At 60.8% G+C, this 23,492-nt stretch carries 17 protein-coding genes and 2 pseudogenes; 7 read left to right on the forward strand and 12 right to left on the reverse strand.

Annotated elements, in window-relative coordinates; genetic code table 11:
• The first annotated feature begins 23 nt into the window (after positions 1–23).
• From dalD to ACYQ47_RS33510, 3 genes are all read left to right on the forward strand, one after another.
• On the forward strand, positions 24–1,403 hold the full coding sequence (gene dalD / locus ACYQ47_RS33500) for a D-arabinitol 4-dehydrogenase (protein WP_459909070.1): 1,380 nt from the start codon (positions 24–26) through the stop codon (positions 1,401–1,403).
• A 108-nt stretch (positions 1,404–1,511) separates the two neighbouring features.
• The gene (gene xylB / locus ACYQ47_RS33505) at positions 1,512–2,993 is read left to right on the forward strand and encodes a xylulokinase (protein ID WP_250491870.1); all 1,482 of its coding nucleotides are present in this window, start codon (positions 1,512–1,514) and stop codon (positions 2,991–2,993) included.
• 206 nt (positions 2,994–3,199) lie between these two features.
• Entirely contained in the window at positions 3,200–4,147 is a 948-nt protein-coding gene (locus tag ACYQ47_RS33510) for a sugar-binding transcriptional regulator (RefSeq protein WP_250491869.1), read from the forward strand.
• Positions 4,148–4,202: 55 nt separating this feature from the next.
• On the opposite strand, the gene ACYQ47_RS33515 is transcribed toward ACYQ47_RS33510, so the two are convergent.
• The 6 genes and pseudogenes from ACYQ47_RS33515 to ACYQ47_RS33540 form a co-directional block, all read right to left on the reverse strand.
• On the reverse strand, positions 4,203–5,351 hold the full coding sequence (locus tag ACYQ47_RS33515) for an ABC transporter ATP-binding protein (RefSeq protein ID WP_244827179.1): 1,149 nt from the start codon (positions 5,349–5,351) through the stop codon (positions 4,203–4,205).
• A 48-nt stretch (positions 5,352–5,399) separates the two neighbouring features.
• Complete coding sequence (locus ACYQ47_RS33520) at positions 5,400–6,068, reverse strand: HAD family hydrolase (RefSeq protein WP_244827969.1); 669 nt, start codon at positions 6,066–6,068, stop codon at positions 5,400–5,402.
• 55 nt (positions 6,069–6,123) lie between these two features.
• Positions 6,124–6,981 carry a carbohydrate ABC transporter permease gene (locus tag ACYQ47_RS33525; protein WP_459909074.1) on the reverse strand — a complete coding sequence of 286 codons (858 nt, stop codon included), beginning with the start codon at positions 6,979–6,981 and terminating at the stop codon, positions 6,124–6,126.
• Entirely contained in the window at positions 6,978–7,913 is a 936-nt protein-coding gene (locus ACYQ47_RS33530; protein ID WP_244827177.1) for a carbohydrate ABC transporter permease, read from the reverse strand. Before ACYQ47_RS33530 ends, ACYQ47_RS33525 begins: the two co-directional genes overlap by 4 nt.
• Positions 7,914–7,987: 74 nt before the next feature.
• Positions 7,988–9,349 (reverse strand): ABC transporter substrate-binding protein, encoded by a 1,362-nt coding sequence (locus tag ACYQ47_RS33535; protein WP_244827176.1) that lies wholly within the window; start codon positions 9,347–9,349, stop codon positions 7,988–7,990.
• 539 nt (positions 9,350–9,888) lie between these two features.
• Positions 9,889–9,988: pseudogene (locus ACYQ47_RS33540) on the reverse strand (L-iditol 2-dehydrogenase); the annotation flags it as partial.
• Between the two features lie 301 nt (positions 9,989–10,289).
• Here ACYQ47_RS33540 and ACYQ47_RS33545 point away from each other — a divergent pair.
• The 4 genes from ACYQ47_RS33545 (at position 10,290) to ACYQ47_RS33560 (ending at position 13,389) form a co-directional block, all read left to right on the forward strand.
• Positions 10,290–10,748, forward strand: coding sequence for a Fur family transcriptional regulator (locus tag ACYQ47_RS33545; RefSeq protein WP_250463381.1), 459 nt, complete (start codon positions 10,290–10,292; stop codon positions 10,746–10,748).
• Between the two features lie 76 nt (positions 10,749–10,824).
• On the forward strand, positions 10,825–11,706 hold the full coding sequence (locus tag ACYQ47_RS33550; RefSeq protein ID WP_459909430.1) for a metal ABC transporter solute-binding protein: 882 nt from the start codon (positions 10,825–10,827) through the stop codon (positions 11,704–11,706).
• Positions 11,703–12,614, forward strand: coding sequence for a metal ABC transporter ATP-binding protein (locus tag ACYQ47_RS33555; RefSeq protein ID WP_459909077.1), 912 nt, complete (start codon positions 11,703–11,705; stop codon positions 12,612–12,614). Before ACYQ47_RS33550 ends, ACYQ47_RS33555 begins: the two co-directional genes overlap by 4 nt.
• Positions 12,607–13,389: a metal ABC transporter permease gene (locus ACYQ47_RS33560; protein WP_459909079.1), complete on the forward strand. Its 783-nt coding sequence runs from the start codon at positions 12,607–12,609 to the stop codon at positions 13,387–13,389. Before ACYQ47_RS33555 ends, ACYQ47_RS33560 begins: the two co-directional genes overlap by 8 nt.
• A gap of 344 nt (positions 13,390–13,733) precedes the next feature.
• Here ACYQ47_RS33560 and ACYQ47_RS33565 read toward each other — a convergent pair.
• The 6 genes and pseudogenes from ACYQ47_RS33565 to ACYQ47_RS33590 all read right to left on the reverse strand — a co-directional run.
• A pseudogene (locus ACYQ47_RS33565) lies at positions 13,734–14,318 on the reverse strand (type VI secretion system baseplate subunit TssG); the annotation flags it as partial.
• On the reverse strand, positions 14,282–16,141 hold the full coding sequence (gene tssF / locus ACYQ47_RS33570; RefSeq protein ID WP_459909081.1) for a type VI secretion system baseplate subunit TssF: 1,860 nt from the start codon (positions 16,139–16,141) through the stop codon (positions 14,282–14,284). The pseudogene ACYQ47_RS33565 and the gene tssF, both read right to left, overlap by 37 nt.
• 14 nt (positions 16,142–16,155) lie before the next feature.
• Complete coding sequence (locus tag ACYQ47_RS33575) at positions 16,156–19,713, reverse strand: ImcF-related family protein (RefSeq protein WP_459909083.1); 3,558 nt, start codon at positions 19,711–19,713, stop codon at positions 16,156–16,158.
• Positions 19,670–20,992: a hypothetical protein gene (locus tag ACYQ47_RS33580; RefSeq protein WP_459909085.1), complete on the reverse strand. Its 1,323-nt coding sequence runs from the start codon at positions 20,990–20,992 to the stop codon at positions 19,670–19,672. Before ACYQ47_RS33580 ends, ACYQ47_RS33575 begins: the two co-directional genes overlap by 44 nt.
• 3 nt (positions 20,993–20,995) lie before the next feature.
• Positions 20,996–21,256 (reverse strand): PAAR domain-containing protein, encoded by a 261-nt coding sequence (locus tag ACYQ47_RS33585; RefSeq protein ID WP_250463372.1) that lies wholly within the window; start codon positions 21,254–21,256, stop codon positions 20,996–20,998.
• Positions 21,257–22,838: 1,582 nt separating this feature from the next.
• Positions 22,839–23,312 (reverse strand): hypothetical protein, encoded by a 474-nt coding sequence (locus ACYQ47_RS33590; protein ID WP_459909088.1) that lies wholly within the window; start codon positions 23,310–23,312, stop codon positions 22,839–22,841.
• Positions 23,313–23,492 lie beyond the last annotated feature (180 nt).

Here is a 23,492-nt window from a genome sequence, read left to right on the forward strand (position 1 = left end):
CATCCAATCAAAGGAAGCGAGACATGACGAGCGAAAACAATGTGATCCTGCACATCGGCGCGGGGTCTTTTCATCGCGCGCATCAGGCGTGGTACTTGAGCCGGCTGATCGAATCGGGCGATGCGAGCTGGTCGCTCGCCGTGGGCAACATTCGCGGCGACATGAACGCCGTGCTCGATGCGCTCGCCGCGCAAAACGGCGAATACACGCTCGAAACCGTCACGCCGCAAGGCGAGCGCGACTACGAAACGGTGCACTCCATCCGCCGCGTGATTCCCTGGACCGCCGATCTCGACGGACTCATCGCGGCGGGCAGCGCGCCCGAATGCAAGATCGTATCGTTCACCGTCACCGAAGGCGGCTATTACCTCGACGAACACGACAAGCTCGAAACCGGCAACGTCGATCTCGCCGCCGACCTGAAAGGCGCGAAGACCACCATCTACGGTGCCATTGCCGCCATTCTCGACGCCCGCATGAAGAACGACGCGGGCAAGCTGTCGCTGCAGAACTGCGACAACCTGCGCAGCAACGGCGACCGCTTCAAGGCGGGCATGCTCGAATTCCTCGAACTGCGCGGCGAAACGAAATTGCGCGACTGGATGATCGCCAACACCTCGTGCCCGAACGCGATGGTCGACCGCATCACGCCGCGTCCGACACCCGATGTCGCGGAGCGCGTGAAAGCCGCGACGGGTTTCGACGACCGCGCGCCGATCATGGGCGAGAAGTTCATTCAGTGGGTGATCGAGGATCACTTCATCGCGGGAAGGCCCGCTTGGGAGAAGGTGGGCGCGGAGATGGTCGAGTCCGTGCTGCCTTACGAAGAGGCGAAGATCCGCATTCTCAACGCGAGTCATAGCTGCATTGCGTGGGCGGGAACGCTCGTCGGCCTGCAGTACATTCACGAAGGCACGCAGGACCTGGAGATTCGCGCCCTCGCCGAAGCCTATGTCACCGACGACGTCATCCCGTGCCTCACGCCTAGCCCGATCGATCTGGCGAAGTATCGCGATGTCGTGCTCGACCGCTTCAGCAATCCGTATATCAAGGACACGAATCAGCGCGTCGCCGCCGATGGCTTCTCGAAGCTGCCGGGCTTTATCGCGCCGACGCTCGCGGAATGTTTCGAGCGCAACGTCGATCCCGACTCGACCGCGATTCTGCCCGCGCTCTTCTTTCGCTTCCTCGAACGCTGGCACGAAGGCAAGCTGCCTTATACCTATCAGGATGGCGTGATGGACCCCGCCGTCGCGCATGGCTATTTCACGGCCGACGATCCGATCAAGGCCTTCGCCGGCGACAAGCTGCTCTGGGGCAGCATGGCGCAGACCGAGAGCCTGGAGCGCGTGCTGCGCGCGGCAATCGGGCGCGTCGATGCGTGGCTCAAGAACCGGCCTTGATTGGCTCGCTTGGGTGTTGTGCTCATGGCGCATTGAGGCGCACGGCGTTACATTAGCGCCTCCGGTTTTCTGCCGGGCTTCGCGCCTGGCTTCGACAAAGGTCCGTTCATGTATTTAGGTATCGACCTCGGCACCTCCGAAGTGAAAGTGCTGCTGCTCGCAAGCGACGGCAGTGTAATCGGCACGGCGGGCACGCCTTTTACGGTGTCGCGCCCGAAACCGCGCTGGTCCGAACAAAATCCGCTCGACTGGTGGGCAGGCACGCGCGCCGCCCTCTTCGCCTTGCGCGACAAGTTTCCGAAAGAGTTCGCGCAAGTGCGCGGCATCGGCCTGTCCGGGCAGATGCATGGCGCGGTGCTGCTCGATTCGAGCGATCGCGTGCTGCGCCCGGCCATCCTCTGGAACGACATGCGCAGCGACAAGGAGTGCGCCGAGCTTTACGAGCGCGCGCCGAATCTGCACGAGATCGCCGGTAATCTGGCGATGCCCGGTTTCACCGCGCCCAAGCTGCTCTGGGTCGCGCACAACGAGCCGGAAATCTTCCGGCAGACGGCTTGCGTGCTGTTGCCGAAGGATTATCTGCGCATGCATCTCACGGGCACGAAAGTGTCCGATCCATCCGATGCCGCCGGCACGCTTTGGCTCGATGTTGCGCGACGCGACTGGTCGGACGAACTGCTCGCCGCGTGCAGCATGACGCGGCAGCAGATGCCGAAGCTTGCCGAAGGCAGCGAGCCTTCGGGCACCTTGCGTCCGGAACTCGCACGTGAACTCGGCTTGCCCGATGGCGTCATCGTTGCGGCAGGCGGCGGCGACAATGCGGCGAGCGCGGTGGGAATCGGCGCAACCGAACCCGGCGATGGCTTCCTCTCGCTCGGCACGTCGGGCGTGTTGTGCGTGGTGGGCGATCGCTTCAGGCCCAATCCGGCATCGGCGGTGCATGCGTTTTGTCACGCCATTCCGGACCGCTGGCATCAGATGAGCGTGGTGTTGTCGGCGGCGAGTTGCCTGCGCTGGGTATGCAAGCTCACGTCCACCGACGAGCCCACGCTGCTTGCGGAAATCGAGGCGCTGCCCGCCGATGCCTTATCGACCGCGCCTTTGTTCCTGCCGTATCTGAGCGGCGAGCGCACGCCGCACAACGACCCGTACGCGCAGGGCGTGTTCTTCGGCATGACGCACGCCACCGATCGCGCCTTGCTCGGCTATTCGGTGCTGGAAGGCGTGACGCTCGCCCTGACCGATGGTCTCGACGCCCTGCAATCCGCGGGCACGGAAGCGCATGCCTTGTCGCTGCTTGGCGGCGGCGCGCGCAGTGCGTACTGGGGCCAAATGTTCGCCGATGCGCTCGATACGCCCACGCGCACGCACGGCGGCGGCGAGACGGGCGCGGCGCTCGGCGCGGCGCGGCTCGGCTGGCTCGCGGCGGGCGGCGATCCGGCGACGGTGCTGACCAAACCTGCCATCAAGCAAGAGTTCACGCCGAATGCCGAGCGCCACGCGGCGTTGCGCCAGCGGCTCAAGGGCTATCGCGAGCTGTATCAACACGTGCGGCCGTTGTTCGATCCGGCGCGTCCGCGACTAGCCTGACGCCGAGAGACGTTCGAAAGCCGGCTGTTGCCATTAAGCGGGCAGCCGGCCGTTTCGTTTTTCAAACGGCATTCATTGGCCGCCTTGCTTGGCCTGAATGCAGCGTTTCGGTCGTGCGGGTAAATATTCGGCGATGGTTTCCGACGATAAACCGCGCCGCGCGCTATAAAAAGAACTACAACTGAAGCAGACTCAATTCAACGACCGTGCCCAAGCCCAACGAAAAACTCGATCTGGCGACGCGCGCCGCGTGGCTCTACTACGTCGCGGGCAATACTCAGAATGAGATCGCCGAAAAACTGCAAATCTCGCGACCTGTCGCGCAGCGGCTCGTCGCCTTCGCGGTCGAAAAGAACCTGATTCGCGTGCGAGTCGATCATCAGATCGCCGATTGCCTTTCGCTTGCGAAGCAACTCAGCGACCGCTACGGACTCGCGATGTGCGAAGTGGTGCCCATTGACGGCGACAGCAACGAGCAAGTGGACCGCAAGCTCGCGGTAGCAGGCGCGCAGGTGATGGAACGCTATCTCGTCGATGAGAAACCGCTCGTCGTCTCCATCAGCAGCGGGCGCACGCTCAAGGCGGTGGTCGCGCAGATCGGGCAACTGGAGCGGCCGCAGCATCGGCTGGTGTCGCTCGTCGGCGCGATTGCGCACGATGGTTCGTCCAATCGCTACGACGTCGCGCAGCAGCTCTCCGAAAAGACCGGCGGCAAGCACTTCATGCTGCCCGCGCCGCTCATGGCCGATAGCGAAGCCGAGCGCGCGCAATGGTGCAATCACCGTCTTTATCGGATCGTGGATGCGCTCGCGCAGAAAGCGGACGTGGCTTTCGTCGGCATCGGCAATGTGGGCATCAATTGTCCGCTGCACGAGGACGGGTTCATCTCGAACGCCGAAGTCCACGAGTTGATGAAAGCGGGCGCGGTGGCGGAACTGCTCGGCCTGCCGATCGATGCGAACGGAGCGCGCGTCGATTCGAAAACAGGCGCGCGCGCGACGAGCCTCAGGATCGATTCGCCGCCGAAACGGCCGACCATCGGCTTTGCCGGCGGCGAGCGCAAGCGCGCGGCGCTGGTCGCGGCGTTGAAGGGGAAGTGGCTGTCGGGGTTGGTGACGGATGAGCTTTGCGCGCGCGCGGCGCTGGCGGCTTGAATCGCTCGTCCCATGACGCCGGCGTCCACGCGAGACACCGGCGCCACTGCGGAAATCAAGCCCGCGCCACGCTCGGCACAGCCAATTCCGGATGCTCCACGAGATAAGCTTCCACCACGTGCCGCCTGAACGCGATGCCGTCCGCGTTGAACAAATGGCAGTGTTCCGGCGACGCGCCCACCTTCAGCTTCTCGCCCCGCGTGTGCTTCTCCAAGGGCGGAATCCGCGAGATCAAGCCGTCCGGCGCCACCGATGTCTCCGCGTACAGATAAGCCGCGTCGCCGAGCGTTTCCACGGTCATGGTCGAAGCGGACACGCCGTATTCCGAAACGTTCGGCTGTAACGCTTCCGGACGAATGCCGATAGTCACCGCATCGCCGGGCTTGGCATTGCCTGGCAGCACGCCGGCCAGTTGCGTCTCGCCGGTGGAATACTTCACGAGCACGCCATCGTCCTGAATGCGCTCGACCGTGCCCGAGAGAAAGTTCATCTTCGGCGAGCCGATAAAACCCGCCACGAATTTGTTGGCCGGCGCGTGATACAGCGTGTTGGGCGTGCCGACCTGCTCGATATTGCCCGCCGAGAGCACCACGATCTTGTCCGCCAGCGTCATTGCTTCGACCTGATCGTGGGTCACGTAGATCATCGTCGTCTTGAGATCGTCGTGCAGGCGCGCGAATTCCAGGCGCATCTTCACGCGCAACGCGGCGTCGAGATTGGAAAGCGGTTCGTCGAAGAGAAACACTTTCGGCTTGCGCGTGATCGCGCGGCCAATCGCCACGCGCTGGCGCTGCCCGCCCGACAACTGCTTCGGCTTGCGGTCCAGCAAGTGATCGATATGCAAGATCTTCGCGGCGTTCTTCACGGCCGCATCGATCGCGGGCTTCTTCTCGCCCGCGAGCTTGAGTCCGAACGCCATGTTGTCGTAGAGCGTCATGTGCGGATAGAGCGCGTACGACTGAAACACCATCGCAATGCCGCGCTTCGCGGGCGGCAACTCGTTCACGCGCACGCCGTCGATCGACAGATCGCCGCCGCTGATCTCCTCCAGCCCCGCGATCATGCGCATCAGCGTGGACTTGCCACAGCCCGACGGTCCGACGAACACGACGAACTCGCCGTCGTTGATATCGAGGTTGACGCTCTTCATCACCTCGGTGTCTTCATATCGCTTGTTGATGTTACGCAGTGTCAGACTAGCCATGATCCGTCTCCATGTTTCTTTGTTTGCGACGCTTAGCCGAGCCTCTTTTCAAGGCGTCTCGAAGGTCGCATGCTGCAGCCATTGTTCGACGAGTGCGGGCAAGCGCGCCATGTCGTCGAAGACGACTTCCGCGCCCGCGCGCTTCAACGCGCCGATCTGTCCTTCCGTCGCATGTCCTCCGCCGATGAACCCCAGCACCTGCATGCCCGCCGCGCGCGCCGCCGTCACGCCGGTCACGCTGTCCTCCACCACGAGGCAGCGCAACGGGTCGACCTTCAACGCGCGCGCTGCCGCTAAATACACGTCGGGCGCAGGCTTCGGGTTCGCCACCATGTCCGCCGTGAAGCGCCTGTCGCCGAAAAACTGCACGAGGCCCGTGCGATTCAGGACGGTATCCACGTAAGCCGCGAAGCTGTTGCTCGCGCATGCCTTGGTGAGCGGCACGGCGGCAAGCGCCTCGGCGATGCCCGCGACCGGCGGCGCTTCTACCGCCGCCGCTTCGACCGCGCGGCGGATCGACATGATCTGATCCTGCGTGAGCGTGCGGTTCACGGTGTCCGCCGCGCTCGCGAGCACGGCTTCGATGCGCAAGCCGAGCAGCGGCATCACCACGGGTTCGATATCGACGCCTGGCCACAGCGTCTGCAATTCCGTGACGAGCATGCGCGCCGCCACGGCTTCGCTGTCGATGAGCACGCCGTCGCAGTCGCAGATCATCAGTCGATCTGCGAGCGCGGCTTCTCTGGAAGGTGTCAGGTTCACTGGGTACGCCTCACTTCACCGCGCCGAAGGTCAGGCCGCGCACCAGTTGCTTCTGCGAGAGCCAGCCGACGATGAGAATCGGCGCGACGGCAAGCAGCGACGCCGCCGAAAGCTTGGCCCAGAACAAGCCTTCCGGACTCGAATACGACGCGATGAACACGGTAAGCGGCGCCGCGTTCGAGCTCGACAGGTTGATGCTCCAGAACGCCTCGTTCCAAGAGAGGATCACGAGCAGGAGACCGGTCGATGCCAGTCCCGGCAGCGACATCGGCATGAGCAGATAGACGATCTCCTGCCACGTCGTCGCGCCGTCTATGCGTCCCGCTTCGAGAATGTCGCGCGGCACTTCGTTGAAGTAAGTGAACGCCATCCACACGGCAATCGGCAAATTGATCAGCGTGTACACGATGATGAGACCCGACACCGTATCGAGCAGGCCCGTGTTCTTCCACAACAGATAGATCGGCACCAGCACGCCGACCGACGGCATCATCTTCGTGGAGAGCATCCACAGCAGCACTTTCTGCGTCTTCTTCGTGGGGAAGAAGGCCATCGCGTAGGCGCAGGGCACGGCGAGCAACAGGCAGATCACCGTGACGCCCAGCGAGATCAGCACCGAGTTGAGCGCGAAGCCCCAGTAGTTGCTGCGCGCAAAGACCTCGCGGAAGCTGTCGAGCGTCGGCGTGAAGAAAAGCGACGACGAGTATGCCTGCTGCTCGGTCTTGAACGCGGTGATCGTCATCCAGAAGATCGGGAAGAACAACAGGATCGAAACGATCCACGCCACGATGCCGGGCACGATGCGCTTCACATGTTCGAACACGGGCACGGGCACGGGCGGCCTGGTGGAAACCGGTTGAGTGCTCATGACTCGTACTCCCCTTTGAGGTTCTTCGCAAGCATTCTCACGAGGAAGAACGCAACCACGTTCGCGAGGATCACCGCGAGGATGCCGCCCGCCGATGCGAGACCGACATCGAACTGCTGCAGACCGAGCGCATAGATGAGATACGACAGGTTGGTGGTCGCGGTGCCCGGACCGCCGCCGGTGGTCGTATAGATTTCAGCGAAGATCGACAGCAGGAAGATGGTTTCCATCATCACGACGACGGCGATTGCGCGACGCAAGTGCGGCAGCGTGATGAAGAAGAACATGGCGAACGGACCCGCGCCGTCGATGCGCGCCGCTTCCTTCTGCTCCTGATCGAGCGACTGGATCGCCGTGAAGAGAATCAGGAACGCGAACGGCAGCCATTGCCACGACACGATCATGATGACCGCGAAGAGCGGATAGTCTGCGAACCAGTCGATCGGCTGCATGCCCATGGAACGCATCAGCGAGGCGACCAGGCCATACACCGGGTGCAGGATCATGTTCTTCCAGATCAGCGCGGACACCGTCGGCATGACGAAGAACGGCGCAATCACCAGAAGCCGCGCAATGCCCTGCCCGATGAATTTGCGGTCGAACAGCACGGCGAGCAGCACGCCGCCTATCACCGTGATGCCGAGCGTCGAGCCGATCAGGGTCAGCGTATGGCCAATGGACGGGCCGAACGCCGGGTCGGTGGCGAGGAACTCGTAGTTATCGAAGCCCGCGAAACCCTTTACATCGGGATTGAGCAGGTTGTAGCGCGAGAACGAAAACCAGATCGTCATCGCGAGCGGGATCGCCATCCACAAGAACAGGAGACCGGTCGAGGGCGTGATCAGCCAGCGCACCGACTTCGCGCGCTTCTTGTCGCGCTCGGCCGCGGACTCCTGGTAGTGGTCGGAGATAGGGGGATTCAGTTGACTCATCGTGACACCTCTCGATGATTGACCGGCCGCGCATCTTCGGAGGGCGAAGACGCGCGGCCTGCGAACTACGTGACTTACTTCTGATAGCCCGCCTGTTTCACTGCGCGATCGGCTGCCGCGTTGGCGGCCTTGAGCGCGCTATCGACGCTGCCCTGATTCGCGACAACGCCGGCGATCGACTGACCCACCACCGTTCCGAACGACTGGAACTCGGGGATGCCCACGAACTGGATGCCGCTATACGGCACCTTCTTGAGCGACGCATCGTTCGGATTGGCGCTTTCGATCGCCGCCAGCACGAAGTCGCCGAACGGCGCGGCCTGTTTGTACTCGGGGCGCGCGTAGGTGGACTTGCGCGTGCCCGGCGGCACCGAGGCCCAGCCCTCGTCCTTGCCGACCATTTCTATATATTCCTTCGACGTGGCCCACGCGGCGAACTTCTTCGCGGCGTCCTGCTGCTTCGACGTCTTCGGGATCGCGAGCGACCACGACCACAGCCAGTGCGAGCCCTTCGGTGTCACGGCGATCGGCGCGGCGGCAAAGCCGATCTTGTCCGAGACCTGCGACTGCGCCTTGTTGTAGAGCATGCCGGCGGCAACCGTCGCGTCGATCCACATTGCGCACTTGCCCGAGGACATCAGCGTGAGGTTTTCGTTGAAGCCGTTGGAGCTTGCTCCCGGAGGGCCGTCGGCCTTGAGCAAGTCCGCATAGAACGACACGGCCTTGTGCCATTCGGGCGAATCGAGCTGCGCCTTCCATTGTTCGTCGAACCAGCGGCCGCCGAAGGTGTTCACCACCGTCGAAACGAAGGCCATGTTCTCGCCCCAGCCTGCCTTGCCGCGCAGGCAGATGCCGTATTGGCCCTTGGCCTTGTCGGTCAGCTTGTCGGCGAATTGCTTGATCTGATCGTAGGTCGGCTGATCGGGCATCTTGAGGCCGGCCGCGTCGAACAGATCCTTACGGTAATAGGTCATCGAGCTTTCGACGTAGAACGGCAGCGCATAGAGCTGGCCGTTGTACGAGAGACCGTCGCGGGCGGTTTTCACCACGTCGTCGAGATCGTAGTTCGCGGGCAGATTGGCCATCGGCGTGAGCCAGCCACGCTTGCCCCACTGCGGCGCTTCGTACGTGCCGATGGTGAGCACGTCGAACTGGCCGCTGTTGGTCGTGATGTCGGTGGTGGCGCGCTGACGCAGCACGTTTTCTTCGAGAATCACCCACTTCAGCTGGATGTCCGGATTGGCCTTCTCGAACGCGGGCGAGAGCTTCTTCAGCTCGATCATGTCCGGGTTGTTGAGCGTGGCCACCGTGATGGTGGTCGCTGCTTGCGCAGGCGGCACGAAGGCCGCGCTTGCCGCGATGAGCGATGCGACGACGCCGGTCACGGCAAGCTGTGCACGCGGCTCTGTCCGAACGATAGTGTGGATGCGTTTCATTGTGGTGCGTCTCCTTTTTTGTTGGCATGGGCGCCATGCGGGAAACAGGCCGTGCGGCGATGTCTTCGATGCCGTCGGTGCCTGTCTCGCAAGCGCCGGTGTGCCGCTGCCTGCTGCCTCAGGGATGCGCGATGGATATCGCGTGGATTCCGGTTTTGCTTCGGGTTTTCTTTTGAATCTTCGCTGCGGTATCGCCTCTTACCTTTCGCTGCCTTCTTTGGTCTTGCGCCCTACCCTTGCGTGCTTATCGTGCCGTTTCACTATAGACGGTGCGCCTCGCGCTGCAAGGGCCGTCAACTCGTCCGCTTGCCGCTTTTCGACGCTGAGCTCGCGGGCCATGATGTCGTTGATCGCGAAGACATGGCCGTGGATATCCCGCGATTTGCCGAGGATTGGGTGCATGTCGATGAGCGCCGCGTGACTGAAGGGAATGTCGATACCGCCGGAACGCTCGACGGTCTTGGCGCCGATGCGCTCGAACACATGCACGCGTTCGCCAGCGTCTTCGGAGCGCCGACGAAGTTCACTCTCGTCATCGACCACGAGCTTCGCGCCTTCTTCAAGAAAAGACCGCGCCACCGCTTCGCCAATACCACTCGTGGCAACCGTGATGATCGCCACCTTGTCGCTCAATCTCACCGACATCTCCGAGATTTTTGTTTGGTTCGAAGTGAGCGAACGCTCTGGCTTCGATCAATTGCTCTTTGTGTGGTCGAATGATCAGCGTTGTGTGCAGAAGTGTCAAGGCGGGAAAACCAGTTTCGATGGTGCGACGCGCAATTGCGTCCGCGGCGGAAAGCCGCGCCAGTCGCTGCTTCGAGCAACGGTCGTTCCTAAAGGTGCATTCGACGCTGATACGTTATATCATCTCGGAATTCTCCGATGCGGCATTCGACATGAACGCCGTGTCATGCATCAAACCCGAACACCGAGCCTCAACATGACCGCATCCGTCGAAACCATGCTCGCTCGCGCCGAAGCGCTGGCGAGCGAGCGCGGCGTCGCGCTCACTCCCTTGCGCCGGCACGTGTACGAACTCGTGCTGAAGGCGCACAAGCCGATCGGCGCCTACGACCTCATCGACGCGATGGAGCCGAAGCGCGGCGCGCGCGTGCCGCCCACCACTGTTTATCGCGCGCTCGACTTCCTGGTCGAGAACGGCTTCGTGCATCGCATCGAATCGAAGAACGCGTTCGTCGCCTGCTGCGATGCCGGCAAGCCGCACGAAAGCCAGTTCCTTATCTGCGACGACTGCGGCAACACGCTCGAAATACAGGGCCGCGATCTGGCTTCGTCGCTTTCGGCCACGCCGCCCGCGCATGGCTTCGAAGTACGGCATCAGGTCGTCGAATTGAGCGGACTGTGCAGCGATTGCCAGAAGAAGCACCGCCACGCCTGAGCGCACGTCGTTCGAGCCACGAACCATGCCCCTGCCGCACCGCGCCGGCACGCCCTTCAACGACTCAAGGAACCCGATGAAACTCGCGCATGTCCTCACCTGCCTCGTCGCCGCATTCGGCTTTTGCCAGGGAGCTTTCGCGCAAGCCACGCGCGTGCCCGTCGTGGCGGCTGAAAACTTCTATGGCGATGTGATCCGCCAGCTCGGCGGCGATCACGTGCAGGTGACGAGCATCCTCAGCAATCCGGATGAAGATCCGCATCTCTTCGAAGCCAGCCCGAAGACCGCGCGTGCGCTTCAGCACGCGGCGCTGGTCGTCTACAACGGCGCGGACTACGATCCATGGATGGACAAACTGCTCGCGGCATCGAGAAAGAACGACACGCGCACGATAATCGTCGCGGCGCAGCTCGTCGGCAAGAAGTCCGGCGACAATCCGCATCTCTGGTACGACCCGGCGACCATGCCCGCCGTCGCAAAAGCGGTGAGCCAGTATCTCGTAAGCGCGGACCCGTCCCACAAGAGCGATTACGACGCGCGCCTCGCGACCTTCCTGAGTTCGCTCAAGCCGATCGATGCCAGCGTCGCGCAATTGCGCGCACACTTCAAGGGCGTGCCGGTGACGGCCACCGAGCCGGTGTTCGGCTATATGGCCGATGCCATCGGCTTCGAGATGCGCAATCAGCGCTTCCAGATGGCCGAGATGAACGAGACCGAGCCGAGTCCCGCCGATATCGCTGCTTTCGAAAAAGATCTGAGCGAGCGGCGCGTGCACGTGCTCATCTACAACAGCCAGGCGACGGGCGCGCTCACGAAACGCCTGCTCAACGTGGCGAAGGACGCGCATTTGCCTAGCGTCAGCGTGACGGAGACGTTGCCTGCCAACAAGACCTATCAGCAATGGATGCTGAGTCAGCTCGATTCGTTATCGGGCGCCTTGCAAGGATGGCAAAGATGAGCGTTCACTCGGGACCCGCGCTCGAAGTCGATCGCGTGACGCTGGAACTCGGCGGCCGCACGATCCTCGACGACGCGAGCTTTACCGTCCACACGGGCGAATTCATCGGCGTGCTCGGGCCGAACGGCGCGGGCAAGACCACGCTCATGCGCGCGCTGCTCGGCCTCGTGCCGCTCGTCGGCGGATCGATTCGCGTGAACGGCGCGGCGGTGGTGCGCGGCAATCCGACCATTGGCTATATGCCGCAGATTCGCAGCGGGCTTGCGGGCCGGCGAGTGTTGGGCCGCGATTTCGTCGCGATGGCGGCGGACGGACATCACTGGGGCGTGCCGCATCGCAATGCCCGCATTCGCGCGGATGTCGAGCGCGTGCTCGATCTCGTCGGCGCGGTGCAGCTCGCCGGGCGGCCGCTGTCCGAGTTGTCGGGAGGCGAGCGGCAGCGCTTGCTGCTTGCGCAATGTCTGCTCGGCGATCCGCGCCTTCTCTTGCTCGATGAACCGCTCATCAGTCTGGACCCGCGGCATCAGACGAGCGTGGTCGAACTCGTGCGGCGTGTGCAGCGCGAATTGAACATCACCGTGCTGTTCTCGGCGCATGAACTCAATCCGCTGCTCAACTCGCTCGACCGCGTGCTGTATCTCGGCAGTGGACGCGCGGCGCTCGGCACGGTCGATGAGGTCATCTCGAAGCCGGTGTTGTCGAAGTTGTATGGCTCGCCGATCGACGTGATGCGCGTGAACGGCCGCATCTTCGTGATGTCGGGCGATGTGGAGATCGACAAGCTCGATCATGCGCACGAAGAAGGCGACGAACATGCTCATGGGCACGAGCATGAGCACGATCACGGTCATGGCCACGCGCATGCGCACGGTCACGACACGAAGGGAAAGCATACGCACAATGTTTGAATACGACTTCATGGTCAACGCATTCGCGGCGTCGGGGATCGTCGCGGTGCTGTCGGGGATCGTCGGCTATTTTCTGGTGCTGCGCGGGCAGACGTTCGCGGGTCACGCGTTGTCGCACGTCGGCTTCACGGGCGCAACGGGCGCCGTGTTGATCGGCCTGCCGCCGCTTTGGGGGATGATTGGCGTCACGCTTGCGGCGGGCGTCGGCATGGGCGCGCTCGGCGAGAAGCTCGCGGGACGTGACGTGGCGATTGGCGTGATTTTGTCGCTATCGCTTGGCTTCGGTTTGTTGTTTCTGCACTTCTTCACGGCTTATGCGACGCAGGCTACGGCTCTCTTGTTCGGCAATGTGCTGGGCGTGAGTCATAGCGTGTTGATCGTGCTGGCGGGGCTTGCGGTCGTGAGTCTGGGCGCGTTGGCGGTGATCATGCGGCCGCTGTTGTTTGCTTCGCTGCAGCCGGAGTTGGCGGAGGCGAAAGGGGTTTCGCTGCGGCTCGTGTCGACGTTGTTTCTCGCGATTACCGCGTTGGCGGTGGCGGCTTGTACGCAGATCGTCGGAGTGTTGCTCGTTTTTGCGTTGATGGTCGGGCCGGCTGCCGCTGCGCAGAATTTGACGACGCGGTTGTCGTCGGGGTTGGTGTTGGCTGGGCTTTTTGCGCTCGCGCAGGCTTGGGTGGGGTTGACGCTTGCCTACTACACGGATTGGCCTACCAGTTTCTGGATTACGATGCTCGCGGCTTTGGTTTATGGGATTAGTTTGTTGAGGAAGGGTTGAGAAGGTTTTTTGCTGCGTTTGCGGGCGCGGTGGGTTTGGGTTTTGTCGTTGTCTTGCGTTTTGGTTTAGTAGCCGTCTCCTGCCGGAGTAGCTTTCCTTGCGGCTGCAAAAAAGTTACCAAAGAAAGCAGCTTCCGAACCGGTTAGCGGGTTGCATTCTTTATTCGGCGCGGTTGAGAAGTTGGGCCGCTATCTTGCGTTTTTGTTCAGTAGCCGCCTGCCCGGCGGGGGCGGTTACTTTCTTTGCAAAGCAAAGACGGGTTTGAGGCTGAACCCCTCATGGATAGGGATTTACAAGGAAAATCCGGCTTTTTCCGTCCAACATCCCGTCCAACACCGTCGCTCACCGGCGCGCGCGGGCTTGTTGCCCCAACCGAAACCGGCAAGACAGAGCAGGTTTTGCGAATGGGTATCGGCTCCGCCGTAACGGAAGGTTTCGGTATAGCGATACTTCTTCCATGTGCGATACAGCAGCGTCACGAATCGGTGATGGAACTGATCGAGGAACGCTTCGACCGCTTCGTGTCCTTCTTCGCGTTGCGCGATATCGTCGAGGTAATGGCTCGGCATCGCGGCATCGACACCGTACAGACCCATGAAAGTCGTGCGAACGACGGGCGGCAATGGAACAGCGTACGGGCCATCGCTAGAGTCATCGAGTTCGACACGCGCGATCTCGCCCGCAGGGAAACCCATGCAAGGATGCGAGCCAAAGCGCACCGGCTCATGCTCGTGCGTGTCTCGCTCGCAAAAGCCAAAGCCGTTTGCCATCTCGGGGTGGCTTGCTTCAAGCAATCGGTACAATTGCGTGAAGCTCATCGCCGGCGCATGTGCGAGCAAAGCCGCGATAAGCGGTTCGATCGACTGTTGCATATCGGGCAGATCGCGCGGTTTCATAGTGGCGAGCGCCACGTCTTGCCGCGCGGCCATTCGACGCGCTTCTGCGTCGGCAGACTGATGACCTCGAGCTTCGTGAACAGGTTGATCTCCGCGTAAAGCTCGAAGAACCGATGCAGCAGTTCGCCGAACAACATCACATCGCCGTCACCCGAGAACGCCTGCGAATCGATCGTCACTTCGATCAACACGCCACGCTCTACGGCCCCGCCCGACACCTCTTCGAGCAGCGTCTCCGATACCCACAGAATGCCCGCCAGCCGCCTGCGATTGAGTTCGTCATTGGTCCACTCGTAAAGCGCCAGCGCACCGCGCAACACTTCGGCATTCATCATCGACAGGAAGTTGGGCGCGAGGTGTGACAGCACGCGCCACTGGAAGCGATCGCCGGTCGGCGGGTACAGCGGCATCGTCGGCGCGACGAGGTTTCTCACGCCGACAAGCTCCGCTGCGCCGCCCACCATTTCGTCGATGCGTGCTTCACGCAGGCCCTTGCGCGGCAACAGGCCATTCGTGCCGGTCACGCGCAGTGACACGCTTTCTTCCGGCAAGTCCTCCATCGACTCCCATGCGTTGCCGCCGAAGATCAGCCACGTCTCATGCAGGCCGTCCATGCCGGGGCGCACGCGCGTATGGAAATAGCGCTCGGGCGACTCGTGCCGCATCATGCCGCCGCGATGACGGAAGGTCGAGAACGGCACGTATTCGAAACTTTGCGCTGTGACGTGATCGAAGCCGACCACGCCATCGACGGAATAGGTTTCGATGTGCTCGCCCTGATGGCTCGCCGGAATCACGCGGTATTCCGTTTCATGATGGTCGATCACGAGCGGTTCGGCGTCCAGTTCGAACAGATTGATGACCGGCGTGCAGAACAGCCGCACGTTGTCTTTGTTGAAGCGCATGTCGTGCGGATAGGTTTCTTTCAGCACGATGTCCAGTTCGAAATGCGTGGAGCGTTCCGGCAGCTCGTTCACGTCGAGACCGCAGATATCGACGAACAGGAATTTTTCGCGGAACGTGAAGTATTCGAGCAGCAGTTGATAGCCCGCGAACGCCGCGTCGGACTTGGGCCAAAGGCGTTCTTCGGGCGAGAAGCCAGCCGGTTCGATCGTCACGCCATCGAGCGGTAGAGCTTCGCCATCGCGCACTTCAGGGATACGCCAGTCGATCGCATGCACGTGTCGCGTGAGCGCGAGGTGCATGGCGAACGCGACTGGCTGATCGGCGCTCAGGTGCAGGCGCAGGCGCGAGAGGTCGGTTTCGTTGCGCTTGGCGGCGGCATCGAGTCTGAAGGCAAGCCGGATGATCGAGCGGCCATCGTGACGCACGCCCGGTCCCGCCTGCTCCAGACGCACGGGGTGCAAGTCCACCGGCTGCGTCGTGCGATACAGGCATTGGACGTTCTTCTGCGTAATACCGTCCGATGCGTCTCGGGTCACCGGAATCGGTTTCGATCGGACCGTTACGCCTGCGGGCACTTGTTCGGTGCGCTCGTGTTTCTCCATACGCGGGATCAATTCGACGATCGACAGCGCCGGGATCATGCGCAGGTAATGCGGCCATAGCAGGCTCACGAGTCCTTCGGTCAGTTCGGGGAGTTCGTCGTCGAGTTTCTGCTGCAAGCGGCCGGTGAGGAACGCGAAGCCTTCGTATAAGCGTTCGACGTACGGATCGCGGTCACCGACGCGATCGAGATTGAGCATGCGGGCGCGGTCGGGATGAGCGCGCGCGAACTCGCGGCCCGACTCGCGCAGATAGCGCATCTCGGCTTCGTAGTAGCGCAGAACTGGGTCCTGATCCTGGCGAGATGGCGGGAAGTCGGGTTCGATGCCGCTGGTGGTGTCGTGCTTCATTCTGTTCAAACGGGTTACTGCAACTCGGGTGGCAGCGGCGGCAGCACGGGCGTTCCTGCGACCACGCCGCCCTTGCCGACGATAAACACGCGCTGCGGCATCTTGAAACCGCGCAGCTTGAGCAGATCAAGCGGTCCCGCGCCGACCTGTGCCTTCAGGTCGTAGTGAAGCGGAAAGCCGCTGTCCTGATTGAAGGTCAACGCGTAGCTTGTGCTGTCGAGCGGCTTTACTTTGGCGGTGCCAAGCAGACGCAACAGCGCCCAGTCACCATTCGCCTGGAACGCGATGCGCGTGCCCGCCGTATCCGATTCCCACGTCAGCGTCGTGCGCCCATTCTGACCGTTGCTCGGCCACACGATCGACGTGTACTGCTCCAACTGGTTGAAGTACTCGATCTTCGTGCCATCGATCGTCAGCACATTGCGCGTTACCTCAGGCGTCGGATGCGGCATAAGCTGGAACCGATAGTTCGCATCGCCCTGCGTGTAGAGTTGCGCGCCCAGCGTCGATAACTGGCGCAGCGCCGACAGGAACTCGGGATCGAACCGCAGCGCTTGCGGGGCGAGGTCGTTTGGGACCCATGCGTTGCCTTGCTGCTGCAAGATACCGGCGAGTTGCGTCGTCACGAAGCGCGAGATCAGCCCCGTATCGGGCTTGATGTAGCGGCCAAGTTCGACGAAGGACGCGTCGGCGTCCGTGTCGGCGAACGGGTAATGGCCGTCGAATGAACTGGCGAACGGTGCGGCCACTGCCGAGCGCCACAGGTCGTTCAGACTGGCCGCGGCGGGTTGCAGAATCGTTTGCCATGCCACATCGAGCGGACGAGCGAACAGCGCGTCACCGAAGCCCGACCATTGCGAGCCGAGGCTCGCGGCGGTGAGTGCGGCATCGTCCCGCGCCTGCGTGAGTTCGGAGAGCTTGCCCTGAAACACGGCCTGCGCCATTTGACGCGCCATCGCCTGCGCATCCGCGCCGGTGGCGATCTGTTGCAGCTTTAGGCGCATGGTAGTGGCGACTGTCAGAAAGTGCGCGAGGCTGACGCCGCTGAAGTCGGCTGCGTTTTTGCTGCCGGATTTGCCGTTGGCTTTGGCGCCTGTCATCACGTCATCGCCCATCAGCGCGAGCAGCGGGCCGAAGGGTTTGTCGAGTGGATTGACGATCGGTTCGCTCGGGTTGTTCGTCTTTGTACCGATCATGTCCTGAGCCTTGCGCACCAGCGTGTCGGTCAGCGCCTGCGACGGACGGCCCGCTCCGGCCTGATATTCGACCGACTTCATCAGCGCGATCAACGCTGATGTCTGCGCGTCGGTCAGGCGCGTAAGCTGGCTGATCGCTGCACTCAAGTTCGTGGCAGGCCGCCACTGGATGCTGTTGAGCATCGACTGCCACGCGGCGGCGTATTCGGAGAAGTAGCGCGCCCGCAGGCGCAGGCGCACTTCCTCCATGTCCTGCTGCGCTTCGAGCGCCGCACCGGGCACACGTGCGGCGCGTGCATCGGCGAGCACCCAATCGGCGCTGACGCGGCCTTCCTTCGCGGCCTTGTCGATGGCATCGCTCACAATCCCGTCCCACGCGGCGCGCGTATAGACGCCGGGAACCGTCTGCGCCGATGCGAACAGGCCGCGCGCGTCCGCGCCGTTGAGCAGTGTCGGCAAGGTCATATCCGCATACTTGCCTTTCACCTGCGCGATCACGGATTGATAGAGCGTGTCATCGGAGTTTTGCAGACCGATCTGGTTGACCAGCGTGTTACGCGCCATGCCGACGAGATCGCTTGATCCGCTGAGACGCCATTCGGGATGCGCGCGGAGATGATTGGCATAGAAGGAGGCGAGGCGCTGCGAGAGATCGAGCCACTCGCCGGTGCGCATGTCTGGGTTCGCGGGCCATGCGTTTGGGAGTTGCCTGGACAGGAACGCGGCATCGGCGTGCTTCGGGTCAGCGAGCATCAGATAGGCTTTAAGCGCGTCGTAATCGCGTTGTTGCTCGTCGGCGTTAGGCAAAGCGTCGGCGCGGGCTTGCGATAACTGCGTGAGCGATGCTTCGAGGTGACGTCCAATCGGATCGCGCAGGTTTCGTGCGGCGATCGTCGAATACGGTTGCCAGAGTGCGGCCAACAATTCGTCATTGCGATTCAGGCCCGCGCGCAGATACCACGGTGCACCGTGCTGCTGGCGGTATTCGAGCTTCTCGATTTGCTGTTGAAGGTCGAGTTGCCTGCGTAAAGCGGCAGAGGTGTTCGGTTGAGCGGCGAGCGCCGCATCGACCGTACTGCGCGCATCCTGAACGAGGGAGCGGTTGCCGATGAACGAGATCGTCATCGCCGCGCACCAGGCGATGGCGCCGATCATCACCAGAGCCGCCAGCGCGTTCGGCCAATAAAAGCCGATACGCCGTCCTTTGCGCGGATCGACGCGTGCGCCGATTTCACGCCAGATTGGCAGCAGCGCGCGCGGTTGCTCACGCGGCACCGTCGTCTTGTTCGCAATCCGTTCGGCCACTTCCTGCGCAACATCTTCCTCGTGTGCAGGAATTGGCGTCGGAACGGCGGGCGTCGCATAGACCGGCGCAAACATAACGCCCGCGAGCGATGCACGACGCCACTTCGATGCACATAACGTTTGCCATGCGCTCACGATTTGCTCGCGCCGCACATCGAGATACTGCGATATTTCGGCCAGATACCAAACCGGCTTCGCGTTGCCCAATAGCGCCACGCCAACGTCCGCTGCCGCCTTTTCGATCACGCTCAGTTCGTGCGTCAACAAGTTGGTCGATGCTTGCGTGTCCGCGTTCAACGGCGTCGGAATGAATGCGCCCAGCGCATGAAATTCGTCAGGGCGCTCGCCGCGTACGCTCACCGTGTGCAGCAACGTCACCGGGGCTGCCCAGCCCAACTCACGCGCCAGATTCGAGAGCGCACGGGGCCGCTCCTCATTCACCGGCAGCGCTTCGCTGGCCTGCATCACGGGAATGACGGCATCTACCGGGCGCGCGCGGCGCAAACGGCGAAGCTGAGTGCGCCACGTTTCAGGGTCGATGCCATCGGGCGCGGCATGCACGAGGATCGTATCGCCCACCCGCAGTACGGCCGATTGCTTGAGACCGGGCGCGACTTCATCGACGAGCGCTTCTTCGCCCGTGAGCATGAGCCACGGCATCGCGCTTCGCCAGCGCCATCCGATCGAGACGCGCAGTTCGTCGCACAGCAATTGCAGACGAGGATCGCGCTTCTGCGCTTTCGCGGAACGCGTCGCTTTGCCACTTTCACCGATATCGCCGATCCATCGCGCGAACTTCCTGTACAGACCGAGCCACAGCGCCCCCGCGTGCACAACCAACACGACCGCAAGCACAAGAACGATCCTGAGCAACGCAGAAATGCGCATTTCCAGCGACGTGAGACCGGTGATGTCGGCACGTCCCCACCATGCGAGCGCACCCAAAAGCGCAGCGATCAGGAAAGCGCCCAGCGCGACGCCCCAAATGATAAGGAAACCAGACGATAGTGATGTGGAAGCTTTCGATTCAAGCGCTTTCAGGTTGTTGCCCGGCGTACTCGGTGTGGTCATGCAAAGAATTCGTGTTGACGTAGAGAATGGCAGACTGCAAGCGATCGACGATCAGGTGTGGGCCTGCCAAACGCGATTCGATCGCGGCTGCGATGGAAAGCCATGCGTTTGCTGCGCCTGCATCGCCCAATACGCGATCCAGACGGCCATGCGATTCGCGGGTGGTGATGCCGGTGAAAGAGGCTTGTTTGAGCGTATCGAGTAGCGTGCTGTCGTGATTGCGCTCGAGACGCGTGAGCCACGCACGTGTGATGGTCTGAGGTTCGGCCTTGCCCCATATCGTTGTGTTGCAAATGAGATCGCGCAGCGACTCGACGCCGGCCAGTTCCTCGACCGGGCGGTGTAAGGTCGCAAGCACACGTATCGGCTCGGGAAGTTGATAGAAGCCCGGACTCAGCAGCACCGCAACAGCCGCTTCGCTGCTGTTGGCGGGCGGATCGGCGTCATGCCAGGCGAAGGCCAGAATCAACAACGCGCGCCGCTCGCGCGAATCGAGCCAAGCGTCGGCCAGCATCAGATTGTGCGGCGCTGGCTCAGCCGCGCATTCGAGTGCGGGCGCGCCTGCGATGCGCAACGCATCGCGCGCTTGCTGTGTGCGCAGGTCCATTTCGTCGGGATGCGCCAGCACGCGCGCGAGCGGTGCGTATTGCGGACCATATTGCGCGAGCGCTTGCAGCGCCGGAATCAGCGGCGCGAGTGCATCGACGAGCTTCAGTACGACGGTGGCGATTTTAGGTACGGCTTCGCATGCTTGATCATGCTCTTCGTTCGCCTGGTCCTCATTGTCCTCGGGCTCGGGCTGCGGCTCTTCAGACCACGCTTCATCGTCGAAGCGGTTGTGAACGACGAGCCCCGCTCCGCTGCGTGGCATTTGCGATTTGAACAGCGGCGTCGTCATGGTGACGATTGCGCTCAACTTGGACGTCACGGATGGCACGCAGTAACCCACGCCCAGTACCTGCAAGGGCTTTTGCGCGATGCGCAGACGCGCAGCGAGCCGCGCGGCGCGCGCTGTGTTGCAGTTGTGCGCGTAGTGCCACATCGCTTCATATGCGATGCGCGCGAAGCACAACAGGCCGAGAAACACCGCATGCGGGCCGCCAATCACAGCGACCCAGAACGCAGCGCCGCTCGCGGATTCACTCGATGGCCACATCAGCAGGATAAGCGGCGCGCCCACCGCGCAGCACGCAAGCCAGATACCGAGCCACGGCAGCAGGCGCGGGCCATGTGCCGGATACGGATAAGGCTCACCGATGTCGGACAGATCGACCGGCATGTTTTACGCGAAGTTCACGTTTTGCAAGGATGAGATAAGGCGACAGCCGCACGCGCAGCGATGATCCTGCATCGCGTAGGGCTTGCCGTCGCGATCGGGGAACCGTTCGTCGCCCTCGGCAATCGTGGTTTGTCCGTGGAGGTCGCATTGGGCGCTGTCGTCGCGGCGCGCGAGTGCGCGGCCCATGAACGTGCTGAACGGCGAGCCGCTTGTGACTTCGCCGCCGTGCTCGAGTTTGTCGCCGTAGCGGATGGGGGATTTCATTTGCAAACCTTTTTATTTGCATGCCCAACTTGAGGACACGCATTACAGAAAGCTACCACTGACAACCCTTCTCAAGGCTAGGGGTGACGTTTGGATCAAGAGTAAAGCTTGACTTTTTCCGTGTACCATAATTTGTATATACCATTGAATAAATGTTGGCTCCTTGACTTACCATTTCGTATTCACCGGTAATCTTTCCGCGATTAACTTCAAGCCACGTCGAGGTTAATTCGTCCGGCCTACCTGCACTCAACGTCTGTTCGTCAGCAGATTTCAGCACTAGCGGAATTACAGATTTCGAATTCTGGTATCGGACAAACCCGCTTGAAAATTTCGTTGACTGATCGAAGAACATGCGAAATTCGAAGTCTTCAATGCCCTTAATGTCTGATGAGAAGCAGTAAACATCTGCAAATGCATCGCAATGGGCTACCATGGGGATGAAAAGCGATAGAAGGGAAAGCACCTTCATCAGTTTTAATATCATAACTTATTTTTCATTCGGCTCGATCTGGAGGACCGAGGCCCCGTCTTTGCGTTTACGCAAATTAAACAGTTCCAACCCTGCCGTTCCTAGTCGATACGCAGTCATCTATACGCGTTTGAGCAACTAATATTTTGTCTCTTCCCACCTGATACTAAATAGCATTGCGATGGCTTATAAATGTGACTCGCTTGACTCCAAACATAGATTACGTGAGTTTCCGGATAGCCAGGTGATGCCTGCGTCGATGTTTTCCATCGTATCGGCTCTGCTGTCATACTACGTGGGCTCACCGGAGAGAGACTGGCAACAGGCGGTGACGTAAGTACGACGCACCAACCCCCACCAGCGCGTCCCTCAAAAATTGTCCGTGAGGAATTTGTACCCGAAGTACGATCACCCGTGAGAAGTATCTGATATCGGATCGGTTTTCCACTTCTCAGCAGGCATGGTAAGGCCTTCGGCCGTAAGGAAGGGGACAACGCATGATTCTTATCTACACTCTTTCAAGAGCAGCTTAAGTGTGGCTAGCTGTTGTTTTGCGAAATGTAGATCTAGCTCATCTTCCAACCAACCTGGTTGATCCGCTGCTTCCTTTTTTATACGTTCGGATGCTTGCGAAAATATACTCAGATAATCCCTCGCAACCATTACGCATGAGGAACTGACATTATTTATCTGCAAAACAATTTTTTCGGAATTCTGATTCAATTCGGATACCCCCTCCTCGTAGCACTGATGCAAAATCATTCCGCATCCAGAACCACAGGTTAGCCTATCGTTATTTGTGCGAGCCATACATTGCGAAAAAGCATCGTCGCTACTGTTTGGGCTCGCTGAAAAAGCAGAAGCTGAGCAAGCAAGCAGAGCCGCAAAAAATAACGTGTCTTTAACTGTTTTTGGACGCATAAAAATATTGTATGAAATTAAGGCTTCGAAAGATCTATTTTTACCCTCTTGTGTCTTGGTGTTGTGACGACTAGATCCCCTTCGGGTGGTAGCCAATCCGTGAATTCAGCTGCATGAATACGCTGAACGGCGAGTCACTCGTGACTGCGCCGCTGTGTTCGATTCTGTCGCCGTAGCGGATCGGGGATTTCATTGTGGGCTGAGCTTTTTAGACTTTGTTCGACACAGCACGGCTTCGTTTCTTTCGTGATACGTGCTAACCAATTCACGTCTGACGTTGTCAATTTGAAGGTTAACAAAGTCGTCCCCACAAGCAGGCCGAATTTCGACGAATCGATGTTGTTTCAATGAGAATAGAAACACCATTGAGATCGTGTCTTTACCCATTCCTTCGTCCAGATACCACACGGAAAAGCCCTTCGTCCCGTTAAAAGCATAGTCCGCTACAGCCAGATGCAGCGTGCTTTCGGTATCAAATGTCAATACTTGATACCGTTCTTTTTTACCTACCTCCGAAATCTTAACTTTTACTGAGCTATCGACACGATAAATGGACGTCGTCACAGAAGGAGCCACACGAAAATTCTTGTACTGGTCCGCTGCGACAGTTGGTCCGGTCAAAAAAAACCATAGAACAAACGAAAAAAGTTTTAATATTTTCAATTTAGTTCTTTGTGCGAGTCAGATCCGGCTTTATTGCCGAGCGGTGAGCGGGCGTCAGCAACTCAGGGAAGAAGTCAGGCATCGCATCCCATAATTGGTTCAGCATAAACACTGCATAAGCCTGTCTTTCGTTGTAACCATTCGGGCCACCGTTGACAAGTCGATTGACGAAACCTACGT

The organism is Caballeronia sp. HLA56 (assembly GCF_054655155.1).

Coding starts and splice junctions, on each gene's coding strand:
- ACYQ47_RS33525 (WP_459909074.1), bottom strand. CDS start 6,981: ATGAGCACTCAACCGGTTTCCACCAGGCCGCCCGTGCCCGTGCCCGTG.
- ACYQ47_RS33520 (WP_244827969.1), bottom strand. CDS start 6,068: ATGATCTGCGACTGCGACGGCGTGCTCATCGACAGCGAAGCCGTGGCG.
- ACYQ47_RS33555 (WP_459909077.1), top strand. CDS start 11,703: ATGAGCGTTCACTCGGGACCCGCGCTCGAAGTCGATCGCGTGACGCTG.
- ACYQ47_RS33550 (WP_459909430.1), top strand. CDS start 10,825: ATGAAACTCGCGCATGTCCTCACCTGCCTCGTCGCCGCATTCGGCTTT.
- ACYQ47_RS33560 (WP_459909079.1), top strand. CDS start 12,607: ATGTTTGAATACGACTTCATGGTCAACGCATTCGCGGCGTCGGGGATC.
- ACYQ47_RS33530 (WP_244827177.1), bottom strand. CDS start 7,913: ATGAGTCAACTGAATCCCCCTATCTCCGACCACTACCAGGAGTCCGCG.
- tssF (WP_459909081.1), bottom strand. CDS start 16,141: ATGAAGCACGACACCACCAGCGGCATCGAACCCGACTTCCCGCCATCT.
- ACYQ47_RS33545 (WP_250463381.1), top strand. CDS start 10,290: ATGACCGCATCCGTCGAAACCATGCTCGCTCGCGCCGAAGCGCTGGCG.
- ACYQ47_RS33575 (WP_459909083.1), bottom strand. CDS start 19,713: ATGACCACACCGAGTACGCCGGGCAACAACCTGAAAGCGCTTGAATCG.
- ACYQ47_RS33535 (WP_244827176.1), bottom strand. CDS start 9,349: ATGAAACGCATCCACACTATCGTTCGGACAGAGCCGCGTGCACAGCTT.
- ACYQ47_RS33580 (WP_459909085.1), bottom strand. CDS start 20,992: ATGCCGGTCGATCTGTCCGACATCGGTGAGCCTTATCCGTATCCGGCA.
- xylB (WP_250491870.1), top strand. CDS start 1,512: ATGTATTTAGGTATCGACCTCGGCACCTCCGAAGTGAAAGTGCTGCTG.
- ACYQ47_RS33515 (WP_244827179.1), bottom strand. CDS start 5,351: ATGGCTAGTCTGACACTGCGTAACATCAACAAGCGATATGAAGACACC.
- dalD (WP_459909070.1), top strand. CDS start 24: ATGACGAGCGAAAACAATGTGATCCTGCACATCGGCGCGGGGTCTTTT.
- ACYQ47_RS33585 (WP_250463372.1), bottom strand. CDS start 21,256: ATGAAATCCCCCATCCGCTACGGCGACAAACTCGAGCACGGCGGCGAA.